The following is a 17,356-nucleotide window of genomic DNA, read 5'->3' as shown; positions in this document are numbered from 1 at the left end:
GTTTACAGCGTGATGCGGAAGGTCGCGAAGCCGTCCGCGCCGTCGCCGGCAGGCTCGATTTTCAGGCCCTTCACATCAGCCAGATAGTCCGCGGCTTTCGGGCCGGTATCGAACAGCACGCTGGTGCCTTCAAGCGGCAGAAATGACCAGTTGCTGTCGGCAGCGGGGTCGATTGTGCCCTGCTCGACGATATAGCGCACGATGATGTCGCGGTTGGTGTCCGGGCCTTCGAAGATGATGGTGCTCCCGTCATTGCCGGGGAAAGTGCCGCCGCCCTCGGCCCGGTAGTTGTTCGTGGCGACGATGAATTCCGCCGCCGGGTCAATGGGCTGGCCGTCGAAGGTCAGATCGGTGATGCGGTTCGCATTTTCATCCACGACCGCGCCGTCGGCATCGTATTTCGACGGCCGCGACAGGTCGATCCGGTAGCTGACCCCGTCGATCACGTCGAAATTATAGCTGGGAAATTCCGGGTTCAGCAGCGGCTGGTCGGCCTCGCCCGGGGTGATCTGGTTGAACATGCCCGCGCTGCGTTCCAGCCAGTCCTTGACCTGCTGGCCGGTGATCCTGACCGCGCGAATGGTGTTCGGATACAGATAGAGGTCCGCGACGTTCTTGATCGCGATGTCGCCGGCGGGCACGTCGGTATAGTATTCCGGCCCGCCGCGACCGCCCGCCTTGAAGGGCGCGCCTGCGGACAGGATCGGCAGGCCTTCATGCCGGGTGCCGGCAAGCATCTGTTCGATATACCATTTCTGCGCATTGGTGACGATCTGGACGCTGGGATCGTCGGCCACCAGCGCGAAATAGCTGTAGAGGGGGGCCGAAGTCTTGCCGACCGGGCGGCGGATATATTCCAGCGTGGCCTCGTGTTCGGGCTTCACGCTGTCCTCGACCGCCGCGACGCTTTCGACAAGCGGCACGACATTGCGGTCGGCGTCGCGTTCATAGATCGGGCGGGCCTCGACCGTGTGGCTGGCGATCTTCCACGCCTCGCCCTCGCGTTCCAGCAGCAGGTCGATCAGCCCCATGTGGCTGCCCCAGAAACCGGCCATGACGGCGGGCTTGCCCGCCAGCGTGCCGGCGGCGATGTCGGCGCCTTCCAGCGCTTCATAGTCGGGACCGGGGAAGACCAGATGCTGATGCCCGGTCAGCACCACGTCGATGCCTTCGACCCCCGCCAAGGCCAGTGAGGCGTTTTCGGCATCTTCCTCCAGCGGCAGGGGATCGATCCCGGAATGGGACAGCGCGATCACCAGATCGACCCCCTCGGCCCGCAGCTTCGGCACCCATGCCTCTGCTGCCGGGACGATGCCGCGCGTGGTCACGTTGCCTTCCAGATGCTTGCGGTCCCATTGCATGATCTGCGGCGGCACAAAGCCGATCAGCCCGATGCGGATCGGATGCGCCTCGCCCGCGCCATCGGTCAACTCGCGTTCAAGGATCGTATAGGGCGGGACCAGCGTTTCATCGGCGTCGGGCGTCGCGCCTTCACTGGTCACGACGTTGCAGCAGACGACCGGATATTTCGCGCCCGCGAGCGTGTTTTTCAGGAAGGGCAGGCCATAGTTGAATTCATGGTTGCCAAGCGTCCCGGCATCCACGCCCACCTCGTTCAGGGCGGTGACAATCGGGTGCATCTGGCCCTGATCCATGCCGCGCTCATAGGCGATATAATCGCCAAGCGGGTTGCCCTGCAGAAAATCGCCATTGTCGAGAAGGATCGAATTCGTCGCCTCGGACCTCACGGCATTCACCAACGCCGCCGTGCGCGACACGCCGACCGTATCGACGGGCTTGTCGGCATAGTAGTCATAGGGCCAGATATGGACGTGCAGATCGGTGGTTTCCATGATCCGCAGATGCGCCTGCCCCGCTTGGGCGCGGGCGGAAAACGGGTGCAGCACGGCAAGGCCCACGCCCGCGACAGACGCCGACAGGAGGCCGCGACGGCTGAGGTGAAGGGGGTTCGGCATCTTGCGCCTCCTGTGGCTGGTTGGATGCCGCGAAGGCTAGCATTCCTGACCTTGATGGCAAGCCACGAGGCACCCCGAGGGCGATTGATTTTTGCGCCCGGAAACGCCATTTTAGAAGGCCGCGCCCCTGCCTTGCGGACAGGCTGCGCGACATGTTGCCGCCGCCCTGCATCGCTGCTTGTCAGGGCTTCGCAGGTCAATATCTAGTAGCACCTGACGCAGAACCCACTAAGGAAAGCCCTGATGAGCCGCTTCGCCGCCCCCATTGCCGAACAGATCTGGGACATGAAATATCGGCTGAAGGACGCCGAGGGGCAGGCAATCGACGGCTCGGTCGAGGATAGCTGGCGCCGCGTCGCCCGCGATCTGGCCAGCGTCGAGGCAGAGCCTGCGGTCTGGGAAGATCGCTTCTATGCGGCGCTGGAGGATTTCAGGTTCCTGCCCGCAGGCCGCATTCTGGCCGGGGCCGGCACCGGCCGGGCGGTGACGCTGTTCAACTGCTTCGTCATGGGCACCATCCCCGACAGCATGTCCGGCATCTTCGAGATGCTGAAGGAAGCCGCGCTGACCATGCAGCAGGGCGGCGGCATCGGCTATGATTTCTCGACCATCCGCCCGCGCGGTGCGGCGGTGAAGGGGGTGGCGGCGGATGCCTCGGGTCCGCTTTCCTTCATGGATGTCTGGGACGCGATGTGCCGCACGATCATGTCGGCGGGGTCGCGCCGGGGCGCGATGATGGCGACGATGCGTTGCGACCACCCCGATATCGAAGCCTTCATTGCGGCCAAGCAGGACAGCGCCCGGCTGCGCATGTTCAACCTGTCGGTGCTGGTCACCGATGCCTTCATGGAGGCGGTGCGGGCAGATGCCGCCTGGGATCTGGTCTTTGACGGGCGCGTTTACCAGACCGTGCAGGCGCGCGACCTGTGGAACCGGATCATGCGCGCCACCTATGATTTCGCCGAGCCGGGGGTGATCTTCATCGACCGGATCAACAAGGCGAACAACCTGTCCTATGTGGAAACCATCGCCGCCACCAATCCCTGCGGTGAGCAGCCCTTGCCGCCTTACGGGGCCTGCCTGCTTGGCAGCATCAACCTGTCGCGGCTGGTATCTGCGCCCTTCACCGAGGCCGCGGGGCTGGACGAAAAGGCGCTGGATGAGCTGGTCCGCACCGCCATCCGCATGATGGACAATGTGGTCGATGCCTCGAAATTCCCGCTGCCCCAGCAAGAAGCCGAGGCGCAGGCCAAGCGCCGGATCGGGCTGGGTGTCACCGGGCTGGCCGATGCGCTGCTGATGCTGGGCCTGCGTTATGGCGCGCCCGATGCGGTGGAGCAGACCCGGATCTGGATGAAGGCGATTGCGCGCGCGGCCTATCTGGCCAGCGTGGATCTGGCGAAGGAAAAGGGGGCGTTTCCGCTGTTTGACGCCGACGCCTATCTGCAATCGGGCTTCATGCAGAAGATGGACGAGGATGTGCGCGAGGCGGTGGCCCGGCATGGCATCCGCAACGCGCTGCTGACCAGCATCGCGCCGACCGGGACGATCAGCCTTTATGCGGGCAATGTGAGTTCCGGGATCGAGCCGGTCTTTGCCTATGCCTATACCCGCAAGGTGCTGCAGAAGGATGGCAGCCGGACCGAGGAGGAGGTCGTCGATTACGCCGTCCAGATGTGGCGCGACCTGCATGGCGATGCGCCCCTGCCGGATTATTTCGTGAACGCCCAGACACTTGCGCCGCGGGATCACGTCGCCATGCAGGCGGCGGCGCAGGAATGGGTGGATTCGTCGATCTCCAAGACCATCAACTGCCCCGAAGATATCAGCTTCGAGGACTTCAAGGACGTCTACCTGGCCGCCTGGGATCTGGGCTGCAAGGGCTGCACCACCTATCGCCCGAACGATGTGACCGGATCGGTCCTGTCCGTCAGCGAAAAGGCCGAAACCGTGCCAGAGGCCGACACGGGCGCCGATGTCGTCTATCTGACCGAGCCGCTGGACCGCCCCGGCGCGCTGGAAGGCGCCACCTACAAGCTGAAATGGCCGGGATCGGAGCATGCGATCTACATCACCATCAATGACATCGTGCAGGCCGGCCATCGCCGCCCGTTCGAGATCTTCATCAACTCCAAGAACATGGAGCATTACGCCTGGACCGTGGCGCTGACCCGGATGATCAGCGCCGTCTTCCGGCGCGGCGGCGATGTTTCGTTTGTGGTCGAGGAACTGAAGGCCGTGTTCGATCCGCGCGGCGGGGCTTGGATGCAGGGGAATTATGTGCCCTCGATCCTCGCGGCCATCGGTGGCGTGATCGAGCGGCACATGATCGCGACGGGCTTTCTTGCGGGAGAGGGCATGGGCCTGAAGTCAGACCCGCAGGCCGAGGTCATGGTGATCGGCGAACGCCCCAAGGGGCCCGCCTGCCCAAGCTGCGGCCAATACGGCATGCGCATGGTCGAAGGCTGCATGACCTGCCCGAGTTGCGGGCATTCGAAATGCGGGTGATTCCATCAAGGGGCGGGGAAATTCCCCGCCTTCTTCAGTCCCCGCCTGAATGCCCGCGCAGGTCGCTAACGCGGCTTTCAGCCGGCGCCACGCAAGGGCGCATCGGCCCGTCTGTCACATGCTCGACAGCAGGATGCTGGTCTCGCTGTTCAGCACCCCGTCGACCAGCCGCACGTCGCGCAGCACCCGGTCGAACTGAACAAGGTCCTCGACAATGATTTCGGCGATCAGATCCCATTTTCCGCTGGTGGTGTGCAGCACCTGCACCTCGGACAGCCCGCGCAGCCGGCGAATGACCTGCGGTGTGTTGCGGCCCTGCACCTCGATCATCATGATCGCGCGGATGCGGCTTCTGTCGTAATCTTCGCCAACGCGGGCGGTGAAGCCCTGAATTGCGCCCGAGGCGATCAGCCGGTCCAACCGTGTTTGCACCGTGCCGCGCGCCACACCCATGATCCCGGCCAGCTTCGATACCGGCGCGCGGCCGTCCTGACGCAGCAAGGCGATCAGCTCGCGGTCGAGATCATCGAAGATATGCTTACCGCCGCCTTGCATCGTTCGACCTTCCAGATTGTATAATCATGGCAACAATAATGTAGAGGAACACAGCAAATATCTAGCAACTTCGTCATGTACTCTGCAAATTGCATTGTGGATACTGCCTTTTTTCAGTTCTACCCGAGGATCATCATGCCCGCTGCCCCGTCCAAACTGGCTTACGTTCCCTTTGTCAGCGTCGACAACATGATGCGCCTGATCCACCGCGTCGGCATCGAGGAGATGCTGAAAGGCATCGCCACCTATATCGAGGACGACTTTCGCCGGTGGGAGCTGTTCGACAAGACCCCGCGCGTTGCCAGTCACTCGGATGAAGGCGTGATCGAGCTGATGCCGACCTCGGACGGCGAGGTTTACGGGTTCAAATATGTCAACGGCCACCCCAAGAACACCAGGGAAGGCTTGCAGACCGTCACCGCATTCGGGCTGCTTGCCGATGTCAGCAATGGCTATCCGGTGCTGCTGTCGGAAATGACACTGCTGACGGCGCTCAGGACGGCGGCGACCTCGGCGCTGGTGGCGAAGTATCTGGCGCCCAAGGGGGCCGATACGATGGCGCTGATCGGCAATGGCGCGCAATCGGAGTTTCAAGCGCTGGCGATGCGGGCGATCTGCGGGGTGACGAAGCTGCGGCTTTATGACGTCGACCCCGCCGCAACGGCCAAAGCCATGAGCAACCTTGAAGGGCTGGGGTTCGACCTGACCGCCTGCAAATCCGCGCAGGATGCGATGGAAGGCGCGCAGATCGTCACCACCTGCACAGCAGACAAGCAATATGCGACGATCCTGACCGACAACATGGTCGGCGCCGGCATCCACATCAACGCCATCGGCGGCGACTGCCCCGGCAAGACCGAACTGCACAAGGACATCCTGTTGCGTTCAGACGTCTTTGTCGAATACCCGCCCCAGACCCGGATCGAGGGCGAGATCCAGCAGATGCCGGAAGATTTCCCCGTGACAGAGATGTGGCAAGTCATCACCGGCGCTGTCCCCGGCCGCAGGGATTCCGCCCAGATCACCCTGTTCGACGGCGTAGGCTTCGCGACCGAGGATTTTTCGGCGCTGCGTTTTGTCCGTGACCAGCTGGAAGGCACCGGGCTGTATCAGCAGCTGGACATGCTGGCCGATCCGGACGATCCGCGCGACCTGTTCGGGATGCTGCAGCGCGCAGGCAGTTGACGCGCAGGTTGATACGCGGCCCGGTCTGCTGCTAACATGTCGACAAAACACGACAAAACGAGCAGAAAGACCGACCATGACAGTGATCCGCAAGATGCGGCTTGCCGCCCTGCTGGCCCTTGGCCCGCTGGTGTTGGCAGGCTGCGGTATCGGCCACCACAGCCCGCAGGAATGCATGGAGCGGGCGATGTATTTCGAATCCAACCGCTCAAGCCGCGACGGAATGATCGCTGTGGGCAGCGTCGTGATGAACCGGGTGGAATCGCGCAAATTCCCCAACTCGGTCTGCGAGGTGGTAGGCCAGAAGAACCAGTTCGCGCCGGGTGTGATGACCCGCAAGATGGATTCGCGGTCCATGCCGTTGGTGCAGGAAGCCGCGCGATCCGTCCTGCGCGGCGAGCGTCACCCCTATATCGACAACGCGATGTTCTTCCACACGGCCACGCATCGCTTTTCCTATGACAACATGCATTACGTCCTGACCACAGGCGGCAATGCCTTCTATGAAAAGCGGAAATCCCGCCTGGTGACGCAGCCCTATCCGCTGCCCCCGATCGAAGGGGTCACCGGACGACGTTGGGGTTGGTTCTAGAAGGCAGACAGACCGGGCGGCGCAAGGCCGCCCGGTCGCCTTATCAGCGCGTCAGTTGCAGATGCGCGTTTTCGAAGGGCATGCCTTCGTCATCTTCGGGCCGGCGCGACAGTTCGATAAAGCCGAGCCGTTGATAGAAGCGCATGGCCTGTTCGTTCCGGGTATAGACATCCAGCGCCAGCGTGCCTTTCAGCAGAAGCGCATGGTCGATCAGGATACGCCCGACCCCATGCCCTTGCTGGTCGGGGGCGACAAAGATCGCCCCGATGAAACTGTCCATCAGGCTGATGAAGCCCACCGGTCCGACCGGCCCGCAGGCCACCCAGGTTTCGGCATTGGGCAGATAGACGTCTTCGACCATATGCCGCTGTTCCAGCAGACGCGCTTCTCCGATGAACGGATGCGCAATACGCGAAGCGTCGAGCCAGATGCCCGACAGTATTTTTGTGTCCGTGGCCGCGTCATAGGGCCGGATCACCATATTCTGGTCCTTCATGGGAACTCCGCAGAATAGATATGCAAAGAGGTTCGACACCACCATGGTGCCGGGCAAATACCGCTAGATGCGGGAAAAGGGGCCTCTGCGCATAAATCTCCTTCTGCAGGTGGCGGACCTATGGGCGATCGCTGCCAGCCAGTCAACAGTTTTAGCCGGACCCTAGCCCAGCACGTCCCTGATCGCGGCCGAGAGGCGGTCGACCAGCTGATCCACCTCATCCGCGCTGATTATATAGGGCGGAGCCAGCAGCACATGGTCGCCGCGCATGCCGTCAATGGTGCCGCCCATCGGATAGCACATCAGCCCGCGCGCCATGGCGGCCTTCTTGATCTTCGCATGGGTTTTCAGACCCGGATCCAGCGGCGCTTTCGCCTCTCGATCCGCGACCAGTTCGATGCCGCGGAACAATCCGCGGCCGCGGAGATCGCCGACATGGGGGTGCTGGCCAAGCGATGCCTCCAGCGCGTCCTGAAGATGCCGGCCCATCGCGTTCACATTCTCCATCATGCCGGGGCGGGACATGATCTCGACTACCTTGTCAGCGGCAGCCGCGGCGATGGGATGGCCCAGATAGGTGTGGCCATGCTGGAACAAGCCCGAGCCTTCGGCAAAAGCGCGATAGATCCTGTCCGACAGCAGCAGCCCGCCGATGGGCTGATAGCCGCCGCCAAGACCCTTGGCGATGGTGACGATATCGGGGACGATGCCTTCCTGTTCATGCGCGAAGATGCTGCCGGTGCGGCCCATGCCACACATCACCTCATCCAGAATCAGCAGCACGCCATAGCGGTCACAGACCTCGCGGATGCGCTTGAAATAGCCGGGCACCGCGGGCACCGCCCCCAGCGTTGCACCGACCACAGGCTCGGCCACGAAGGCGATGACCTGATCAGCGCCAAGTTCGCGGATCTTCGCCTCCAGTTCGTCCGCCAGACGGGTGCCATAGGCCTCGGGCGTCTCGTCATCGCGCATGTCGCGATAGGCGTAGCAGGGCGAAACGTGATGCGTTTCCGGCAGGATCGGCTGGAACTGGCGGCGGCGCCATTCATTGCCGCCGGTCGCCAGCGCACCGATTGTATTTCCGTGATAGCTTTGCCGCCGCGCGATGATGTGGCGACGCTGCGGCTGGCCGATCTCGACGAAATACTGCCGCGCCATCTTCAGCGCGGCCTCGACCGCCTCGGACCCACCCGAGACGAGATAAACGTAATCCAGCCCCTCCGGCGCCAGCCCGATCAGCCGCTCGGCCAGCGATTCCGCCGCATCCGAGGTGAAAAACGAGGTATGCGCATAGGCGATCGCATCCATCTGCGCGCGCATCGCATCCAGCACCTCGGCGTTGCCATGGCCAAGGCTGGTTACCGCGGCCCCGCCCGAGCCGTCGATATAGCGCCGGCCTTCGGCATCGGTGATCCAGACCCCTTCGCCCGCGACGGCGCGGGGTAGTTCGGGGCCAATGCTGCGATGAAGGATGCGGGTCATGAGCGGGTTCCGATTCGCACAGTGGGACGCAGGCAATCTGACAGCGTGCAACACGCGAAGCAACACTTGTTTCATATTACTCATCTGAGGTATATTCGTTTCACGCACGGAGCCCCAGCCATGACCGAACCATCCACATTGCAAGACCGGCTGATTGCCCAGTTCGACGCCATGCCGCCGCAGATGCAGATTGCCGCGAAGCACCTGATCGACCACCCGCAGGACGTCGCGCTGATGTCGATGCGCGATCTGGCCCGCCGCGCCGGCGTCAGCCCGGCAACGATGACTCGGCTGGCGCAATTTCTGGGCGCTTCGGGATATGAGGACCTGCGACACGAACAGGCCGAAACGATCCGCCGGGGCGAGGGCTTCGCCGCCCGCGCATTGGCGACCCCGCACAGCGCACCCGAAGCGTTGGTGCAGCAGGTTTTGGAAGAACTGGCCCGCCATGTCGCCACCCTGACCCAGCCCGAAACCCTGGCCAGCATCGCCGCCGCCGCCCGCGCCCTGTCCAAGGCACGGCGCATCTTTGTGCTGGGCGCGCGGTCCTGCCATGCCATCGCCTGGCATTTCCACTATGTGATGTCGCTTCTGGGAGAACGCACGCGCCACCTCGACGGCCCCGGCGGCACCGGGCCAGACGCGCTGATGCGGGCGCAGCCGGGCGATATGCTGCTGGCCATATCGGTCAGTCCCTATGCGGCGGCGGGGCTGGAACTGGCCGCTCATGCGCGTACGCAAGGCCTTGGCGTCGTCGCGATCACCGACAGCGCGGTCGCGCCACTGGCGGGCCTGGCCGATCACCTGCTAGTCTGCCCGACCGCAAGCCCCGGCTTTTTCCACAGCCTGACCCCCGCCATGGCCCTGTCCGAGGCACTGTGCGCGCTGCTGGCCGAATCCGACCGCGCGGGCGCGCTGGCGGGGCTTGAACGGTCGGACGCGCAGTTGCGAGCACTGGGAACCTATGCCACGGCGATCCCCCGCCGCCCCGGTTGAGAGACATCTGGACCGCAGCCCCCGCTGCTGCCACACTCGGGCAAATCACCCCAGTTGGAGCCGCGCCATGACCCAATCAGACCGCATCAACCGTCAATGGATCCTGGCCGAGCGCCCCGTAGGCGAGCCGGATGACAATACCCTGCGTCTGGTCGAGGCCCCGATCCCGGCGCCCGACCAGAACGAGATGCTGTTGCGCGCCGAATACCTCTCGCTCGATCCCTATATGCGCGGGCGGATGAGCGCCGCGAAATCCTATGCCGACCCGGTCGAGATCGGCGAGGTCATGGTGGGCGGCACTGTGTCGCGGGTAGAGTCTTCGAATGTGAAGGGCTTTGCGCCGGGCGACTGGGTGCTGAATTACGGCGGCTGGCAGGATTACAGCGTCTCGGACGGCGTCGGCGTGACCAATCTGGGGCCAGACCCCGCGCAGCCGTCCTGGGCGCTTGGTATCCTTGGAATGCCGGGTTTCACCGCCTGGGCCGGCCTGACCCAGATCGGCCAGCCCAAACCGGGTGAGACCATCGTGGTCGCCGCCGCGACCGGACCGGTGGGCGCGACAGTCGGCCAGATCGGCAAGATCCTGGGCTGCCGGGTAGTCGGCATCGCCGGCGGCCCCGAAAAATGCGCTTATGCCGTTGACATGCTGGGGTTCGATGCCTGTGTTGATCACAAGCAGGAAGATCTGCCGCAGGCGCTTGCCGCCGCGGTCCCCGATGGCATCGACGTCTATTTCGAGAATGTCGGCGGCCGCGTCTTCGATGCCGTTCTGCCGCTTCTGAACACCTTTGCCCGCATCCCCGTCTGCGGTCTGATCGCCCAGTACAACGCGACCGATCTGCCCCCCGGCCCCGATCGGCTAGGCCTGCTGACGGGCACCATTCTGACCCGACAACTAACCGTGCGCGGCTTTATCATTTTTGACAGTTTCGCAGAGCTTTATCCCGAATTCGCGCGGCAGATGACCGGCTGGATTGCCGAGGGCAAGATTCAATACCGCGAGGAAGTAATTGACGGGCTGGCAAAGGCCCCGACCGCATTGATTGGCCTGCTGCGAGGCGAAAACTTTGGCAAGCGGGTGATCCGGATGTCAGGCAATAACGACTGATCGTAAGCGCGGGCTTTTCCGACGGCATTTAAATACGGCGCGGCCTCTCATAATTTCCACGCCGCGCCGCGGCACTGACGGCCTTGTTAACTAATAGAAAAGATACATGTTTACATAGGCCTTTCGTTCGGGCAGTTTAATGTTAATTGGGCTAACACCCGTCGATTCGGCCGTGGGAACGGTTTGCAGTCTGTGGAATATAATTAGGCGTGCCATCGGTTAACCGATGCAGCATTGCCGCTTCTCCCCAGCTCATCGGCATGTGTACGGCCCTGTTGGTTAATCAGGGTGGGGGTCTCACATGACTACTTATACTTTCCAATGCATCTATCTTGGCAATGCTGCCCGGATGGACACTTACGGTCCAAGCTTCGATGATGGATCGGTTAGCAGCGCCGGGGCGACCAATGCCGTGCTTGGCAAGACGTTTGGCAGTGGGACCGACCCGCTTTTTGCACACACCACGCTGGTTGACTTCAACGACAACAACTCGACCACAAACGTCCAGTTCAACAACAATACCGGCACCCCACGCGACAATATCGACTATATCCTGAACGGTACCCAACATACCGTAGAGGCAGATGCCGGGATGATCGTCCAGAATGTGACGGTCGTACAGGCGATTGGCAACGGGCAGACGCGCAGCTTCACCGCGACCCTGCGGATTTTGCAGGATGTGAACGGCAACATGTTTGTTCTGCCGCCCCTGCAGGGTGGCTCTGATACCAATCAGGACTGGCTCGTGGAATATCCGATCCAGTCGATCTCAATTCCGTCGAATGCCCCATACTCGACCGGCTATTCCGGCATTGACGCCAGCCGCACGTCGCTGACCTACGCGGACGGTTATGTTGACGGTACGGCCGGCAACGACAGCATGGGGCCGGGCTATAACGACGCGAAAGGCGACCGGATCGATTCCAACGATGCGATCCTGCCAGGCCATAGCGGGAACATGGACTATATCCGTGGCGGCCAGGGCGCCGACACCATCGCGGCCGGTCTGGACCGCGATACCGTCGAAGGCGGCGCCGGCAACGATGTCATTTATGGCGGCACCGCCACCGGCGACGACGGCAGCGCTGACGTGCTGTATGGCGCCGCCGGGGATGACAAGCTGTTTGGCCAGGGCGGCGCCGACACACTTGACGGCGGATCCGATAACGACACGCTGGACGGTGGCCTCGGCGATGACAGCCTGGTCGGCGGTGATGGCGATGACAGCCTGTCTGGCGGCGAAGGCGGCGACAGGCTGTTGGGCGGCATCGGCAACGACACGCTGCTTGGCGGCGGCGGGCAGGACACCATGTTCGGCGGCGATGGCAACGACATCATGGATGGCGGCGTCAACGCCGACACTTTGGATGGCGGCATTGGCGATGACAGCCTGGTCGGCGGTGACGGCGGCGACAGCCTGGTCGGCGGAACGGGCAATGACACGCTGGAAGGCGGTACCGGCACCGACAACCTGCAAGGCGGCGACGGCAACGACTCGCTGACCGGCGGCAATGACAATGACACGCTGTCCGGCGGTACAGGCGCCGATTTCCTGGACGGCAGCAGTGGCAACGATCGCCTGGATGGCGGCTCCGAAAACGACACCCTGAACGGTGGCACCGGAAATGACAGCCTGGTCGGCGGCGCTGGCGATGACACCCTGGTCGGCGGCAGCGACACTGACACGCTGGAAGGCGGCATCGGCCGCGACTATCTGGACGGCGGCACAGGCATCGACCGTCTGACCGGGGGCGATGGCTTCGACACCTTCGTGGCCAGCGCTGGCGCGGACACGATCCTCGACTTCAACACCGCTGCCCAGCAGAACTACACCAACGATGACCAGAGCGATAACGACTTCATCGACCTGAGCGGCTATTATAACGAGTCCAACCTCGCGCTGATCAACGCACAGCGTGCAGCTGCCAACCTGCCCGAATACGGCAATCCGCTGGCCTGGCTGCGCGGCGACCAGCGGGACGGCACGCTGGACGACCTGCAAGGCCAGACCATCGGCGGCACCACCTTGCCCCAATATACCCTGACCATTCAGAACGGCGGGGCACCGGTCGAGGCGGCCCATCTGACCTGGGACAACACCAACGTTCTGTGCTTTGGCGCCGATGCCATGATCCGCACCGACGCGGGCGAGGCTGTCGCGGGCAGTCTGTCCATCGGTGACCTGGTCGAGACTGTTGATGCCGGGCTGCAGGCGATCCGCTGGATCGGCACCCGCGCCCTGACCGCGGCCGAGTTGGACGCCAACCCGAAGCTGCGCCCGATCCGCATCCGCAAGGGCGCGCTTGGATCGGGGCTGCCGACGGCGGACCTGATCGTCTCGCCGCAGCACCGGATGCTGGTCCGGTCCAAGATCGCACAGAAAATGTTCGGTACGACAGAGGTTCTGGTCGCGGCCAAGCAGCTTTGCCAGATCTACGGCATCGACGTGGCCGAGGACCTGACCGAGGTGACCTATGTCCACTTCCTGTTCGACGACCATCAGATCGTGTTGGCCAATGGCGCCGAGGCGGAATCGCTGCATACCGGCGAGGAAGCGCTGAAATCGGTCGGCCCCGCAGCGGTCGAGGAGATCTACGCGATCTTCCCCGAACTCCGTTACGGCGAAGAACATGCAGCGGCACGGGTGCTGACCTCGGGCCGGCTGGGACGCAAGCTGGTGGTGCGCCACGCCCAGAACGACAAGCCGCTGGTCAGCTGATATCAGCGCTGAAATGACGAAGGCCGGGCATCATGCCCGGCCTTTCGCATTCCTGACCGGGTCAGCCAAAAGGCTGCGCCCGGCGCTTTTCAAGACCGGCCATTTCCTCGGCGCTCAGCGTGATGCCCTCGGCTTCCGATTTTGCGCGCGCCGCGAAACGGCGCTGCGACGGCAGGCGCGCGCCCTGACCGGCGATCGCGTCAAACAAGGTCTCGGCGCGGGCAAAGGGGTCCCCGGACCTGCCGGCGGCGAAGCGTTCGGGCGACAGCGCGATGACCAGCTCACCATGATGTGGCAGCAACTCGGCCGAGCCCAGCGATTCCAGCGCCTCGGGGCTGGTCAGGTCGCCGATCATCACCCCGGCCAGCAGCTCGATCATGGTCGAGATGGCCGAACCCTTGTGCCCGCCAAAGGGCAGCAGCGCGCCTTGCAGCGCGGCCGTCGGGTCCGTGGTCGGATTGCCGTCGCGGTCGACCGCCCAGCCTTCCGGCAGCGGCTTGCCGGAAATCCGGTGCAGTTCGACCTCGCCCCGCGCGGCGATCGAGGTGGCAAAATCAAAGACGTAAGGCGTCCGCCCCGGACGCGGCCAGCCAAAGGCGAAGGGGTTGGTGCCCAGCAGCGCCGCAATCCCGCCGGATGGGGCGACCGTGGCATAGCTGGGGCACATCGCCATCGCGGCCAGCCCGGCGTCGGTCAGCACCTCGATTTCAGGCCAAAGCGCCGAGAAATGCGTGCAGTCGTTGATAACCATTGCGGCAATGCCCAGCTTTTTCGCACGTTCGGCCAACACCGGCGCGCCCATTGCAAAGGCCGCTGGCGAAAAGCCGCCATGGGCCGCGACCCGGATCACGCCCGTTCCGTCATCCTGCAGTTCCGGCACTGCCTGCGGCTGCACCTTGCCGGCGGCCAGCGTTCGCAGGTTGCCGTCGATGCGGTAGATGCCATGCGATTTGCAGCCGTCACGCTCGCCCGCGACGATCACCGCGGCCACGGCCTCGGCCTGCTGTTCCGACAGGCCCGCCTTCAGGAAGATCTCGGTCACGGTCTGGTTCAGCGCGGCGATGGTCAGGGTCGTCTGCGACATGGGCGGCTCCGGTGTGGAAGGTCAGGTTGCAAGTTTTGTATACGTCATGTATGCAAGGCGGGCAACTCTGCGATGCCTCACATATCGGAACGGAGACCCTGATGCCCTTTACCCCCCATGGCAAGCACCTGATCGCGGGCGACTGGGTCGCTGGTCCTGCGACCTTTACCTCGGACCCCGCGCATGGCCCGGCGCATGCGTTCAGCATCGGCACGCCCGAACTGGTCGATGCCGCCGTGCAGGCCGCCGAGGACGCCTTCTGGACCTACGCCTATACAACGCGCGAAGAACGCGCTGCCTTCCTTGACGCCATTGCCGATGAAATCGAGGCCCGCGCCGAGGCGATCACCGAAATCGGCACCCAGGAAACCGGCTTGCCAGTCGCGCGCCTGCAAGGCGAACGTGGCCGCACCACCGGCCAGCTGCGCCTGTTTGCCGATCATATCCGCAAGGGCGACTATCTGGACCGCCGCCACGACGCCGCGCTGCCCGACCGCCAGCCGCTGCCGCGCCCCGACCTGCGCGTGATCCAGCGCCCGATCGGACCGGTCGCGGTCTTCGGGGCCTCGAACTTTCCGCTGGCCTTCTCGACCGCCGGGGGCGACACCGCCGCCGCACTGGCGGCGGGCTGCCCGGTGGTGGTCAAGGGCCATTCCGCCCATCCCGGCACCGGCGAGATCATCGCCGAGGCGATCCATGCCGCAATCGACAAGACCGGAATGCCCAAGGGCGTTTTCAGCCTGATCCAGGGCGGCGACCGCCATGTCGGCGCGGCGCTTGTCCAGCATCCGCTGATCAAGGCCGTGGGCTTCACCGGCAGCCTAGCCGGCGGTCGCGCACTGTTCGATCTGTGCGCAGCGCGCCCCGAACCGATCCCCTTCTTTGGCGAGTTGGGCAGCGTCAACCCGATGTTCGTGCTGCCGGCCGCTGCCGCCAATCGCGGCGCGGCCGTCGGCACCGGCTGGGCCGGGTCGCTGACCATGGGCGCGGGGCAGTTCTGCACCAATCCGGGCATCGCGGTTGTCGAAGCTGGCCCGGCCGGCGATGCCTTTGTCGCCGCCGCGAAAACCGCGCTGGAACAGGTCGGCCCGCAGGTGATGCTGACCGAAGGGATCGCCAAGGCTTACCGCGACGGGCAAGCCCGTTTTGAAGGCCGCAACAGCGTCACCCCATTGCTGTCGACCGAAAGCCAGGGCCGAGAGGCCAACCCGAACCTCTATGAGACCGACGCAGCCACCTATCTTCAGGACCACGCCCTGGGCGAGGAGGTTTTCGGCCCCCTCGGGCTGGTGATCCGCGTCAGCGGCCTGGACGAGATGGAGCGTCTGGCGAAGGGCTTCGAAGGCCAGCTGACCGCCACCATTCATCTGGACCCGGAGGACGCAACAGACGCGCGGCGCCTGCTGCCGATTTTGGAACGCAAGGCGGGCCGGGTGCTGGCCAATGGCTTCCCCACAGGGGTCGAAGTCGCCGATGCCATGGTTCACGGCGGCCCCTATCCCGCCAGCACCAATTTCGGCGCCACCAGCGTGGGCACCCTGTCCATCCGCAGGTTCCTGCGCCCGGTCAGCTTTCAGAACATCCCGGAAGGCGTTCTGCCTGACGATCTGGCTTGACCCAAGCAGCACGGGCGTCCGATGCTTGATCGGGCGCCTGCATCCACCGCAGGTATTGCCATGATACCTGCCGAAAACGTCAGCCTTGCATACAACTTGTATTTTTTGTTTGCTTTTCACGACGGCAGGGGGAATAAAAATCGTGTGGAATCGGTTCCGCCGGACCCGCATACCAACATGGGAGAGTAAAACAACATGAAGACCTCGGTTCTGACCCTCGCAGCGGTTGCTGCGACCGCACTGACGGGCCCCGCATTCGCTGACAAGCTGGACGACATCATCTCCTCGGGGACGCTGCGCTGCGCTGTGGTGCTGGATTTCCCGCCGATGGGTTCGCGCGATGCCGATAACAACCCGCAGGGCTTCGACGTCGATTACTGCAACGACCTGGCCGCCGCCCTTGGCGTGACCGCCGAAGTCGTCGAAACCACCTTCCCCGAACGCATCCCAGCACTGGTGTCGGGTCAGGTCGATGTGGCCGTCGCCTCGACTTCGGACACGCTGGAGCGGGCGAAGACCGTCGGCTTCACCATCCCCTATTACGCTTTCGAGAATGCGGTGACCGCGAATGAAGGCGTGGAAATGTCCACTTGGGAAGACCTGAAGGGCAAGACCGTGGGCGCCACTGCCGGCACCTATGAGGCGATCTGGCTGGAAGGCAAGGTGAAGGAATGGGGCGAGGGCGAATTCCGTCCCTATCAGAACCAGGCCGATGTCTTCCTGGCGTTGTCACAGGGTCAGCTGGACGCCACCGTGTCCACCGTCGAAGTGGCAGAGGCCAATGTCGATTCCGGCAACTTCCCCGGCATCAAGATCGTCGACAAGGCACCGATGGTTCCTGACTATGTGGCGCTGATCGCGCTGCGCGAGGATCAGGGTCTGATCAACTACATGAACCTGTTCATCAACCAACAGGTACGCACCGGCCGCTATGCCGAGCTTTACGCGAAATGGGTCGGCGAGGGCGAACCCGCCAGCCTGGTCATCCCCGGCGTCTATCGCTGAGGTTACCGCCTGAAGGGCGGCGCGGGTCCAC

General features: G+C 63.8%; 13 protein-coding genes. 8 read left to right on the top strand and 5 right to left on the bottom strand.

Features of this window, described 5'->3' with window-relative positions; translation table 11 throughout:
• Positions 1–2: 2 nt before the first annotated feature.
• A complete protein-coding gene (locus G7044_RS15890; RefSeq protein ID WP_166330647.1) occupies positions 3–1,976 on the bottom strand; it encodes a bifunctional 2',3'-cyclic-nucleotide 2'-phosphodiesterase/3'-nucleotidase in 1,974 nt (657 codons plus the stop codon).
• Positions 1,977–2,219: 243 nt separating this feature from the next.
• Between G7044_RS15890 and G7044_RS15885 the strand changes: the two genes are divergently transcribed.
• A complete protein-coding gene (locus tag G7044_RS15885) occupies positions 2,220–4,484 on the top strand; it encodes an adenosylcobalamin-dependent ribonucleoside-diphosphate reductase (protein ID WP_166330645.1) in 2,265 nt (754 codons plus the stop codon).
• A gap of 114 nt (positions 4,485–4,598) precedes the next feature.
• On the opposite strand, the gene G7044_RS15880 is transcribed toward G7044_RS15885, so the two are convergent.
• Positions 4,599–5,039 (bottom strand): Lrp/AsnC family transcriptional regulator, encoded by a 441-nt coding sequence (locus G7044_RS15880; protein WP_166330643.1) that lies wholly within the window; start codon positions 5,037–5,039, stop codon positions 4,599–4,601.
• A 135-nt stretch (positions 5,040–5,174) separates the two neighbouring features.
• Between G7044_RS15880 and G7044_RS15875 the strand changes: the two genes are divergently transcribed.
• Together G7044_RS15875 and G7044_RS15870 are read left to right on the top strand one after the other, a co-directional pair.
• Positions 5,175–6,224 carry an ornithine cyclodeaminase gene (locus G7044_RS15875; RefSeq protein ID WP_207630333.1) on the top strand — a complete coding sequence of 350 codons (1,050 nt, stop codon included), beginning with the start codon at positions 5,175–5,177 and terminating at the stop codon, positions 6,222–6,224.
• 76 nt (positions 6,225–6,300) lie between these two features.
• Entirely contained in the window at positions 6,301–6,816 is a 516-nt protein-coding gene (locus G7044_RS15870) for a cell wall hydrolase (protein ID WP_166330641.1), read from the top strand.
• 43 nt (positions 6,817–6,859) lie between these two features.
• On the opposite strand, the gene G7044_RS15865 is transcribed toward G7044_RS15870, so the two are convergent.
• Both G7044_RS15865 and G7044_RS15860 read right to left on the bottom strand, forming a co-directional pair.
• A complete protein-coding gene (locus G7044_RS15865; RefSeq protein ID WP_166330639.1) occupies positions 6,860–7,312 on the bottom strand; it encodes a GNAT family N-acetyltransferase in 453 nt (150 codons plus the stop codon).
• 162 nt (positions 7,313–7,474) lie between these two features.
• Positions 7,475–8,797 carry an aspartate aminotransferase family protein gene (locus tag G7044_RS15860; protein WP_166330637.1) on the bottom strand — a complete coding sequence of 441 codons (1,323 nt, stop codon included), beginning with the start codon at positions 8,795–8,797 and terminating at the stop codon, positions 7,475–7,477.
• Between the two features lie 120 nt (positions 8,798–8,917).
• On the opposite strand from G7044_RS15860, the gene G7044_RS15855 reads away from it, so the two are divergent.
• From G7044_RS15855 to G7044_RS15845, 3 genes are all read left to right on the top strand, one after another.
• The gene (locus G7044_RS15855) at positions 8,918–9,793 is read left to right on the top strand and encodes a MurR/RpiR family transcriptional regulator (RefSeq protein WP_166330635.1); all 876 of its coding nucleotides are present in this window, start codon (positions 8,918–8,920) and stop codon (positions 9,791–9,793) included.
• 67 nt (positions 9,794–9,860) lie between these two features.
• Positions 9,861–10,901 (top strand): NADP-dependent oxidoreductase, encoded by a 1,041-nt coding sequence (locus G7044_RS15850; RefSeq protein WP_166330633.1) that lies wholly within the window; start codon positions 9,861–9,863, stop codon positions 10,899–10,901.
• Between the two features lie 301 nt (positions 10,902–11,202).
• Positions 11,203–13,620 carry a Hint domain-containing protein gene (locus G7044_RS15845; RefSeq protein WP_166330631.1) on the top strand — a complete coding sequence of 806 codons (2,418 nt, stop codon included), beginning with the start codon at positions 11,203–11,205 and terminating at the stop codon, positions 13,618–13,620.
• A 61-nt stretch (positions 13,621–13,681) separates the two neighbouring features.
• On the opposite strand, the gene G7044_RS15840 is transcribed toward G7044_RS15845, so the two are convergent.
• Positions 13,682–14,704: an Ldh family oxidoreductase gene (locus G7044_RS15840; RefSeq protein WP_166330629.1), complete on the bottom strand. Its 1,023-nt coding sequence runs from the start codon at positions 14,702–14,704 to the stop codon at positions 13,682–13,684.
• Between the two features lie 101 nt (positions 14,705–14,805).
• Here G7044_RS15840 and G7044_RS15835 point away from each other — a divergent pair, with 101 nt between their 5' ends.
• Positions 14,806–16,320 carry an aldehyde dehydrogenase (NADP(+)) gene (locus G7044_RS15835; RefSeq protein ID WP_166330628.1) on the top strand — a complete coding sequence of 505 codons (1,515 nt, stop codon included), beginning with the start codon at positions 14,806–14,808 and terminating at the stop codon, positions 16,318–16,320.
• Between the two features lie 195 nt (positions 16,321–16,515).
• Entirely contained in the window at positions 16,516–17,325 is an 810-nt protein-coding gene (locus tag G7044_RS15830; RefSeq protein WP_166330626.1) for an ABC transporter substrate-binding protein, read from the top strand.
• Positions 17,326–17,356: the final 31 nt, after the last annotated feature.

Origin of the sequence: Paracoccus xiamenensis (assembly GCF_011308835.1) — a bacterium.
In the GTDB taxonomy this organism is placed as follows: Bacteria; Pseudomonadota; Alphaproteobacteria; order Rhodobacterales; family Rhodobacteraceae; genus Paracoccus; species Paracoccus xiamenensis.
This window is presented reverse-complemented; position numbering and strand designations above follow the sequence as displayed.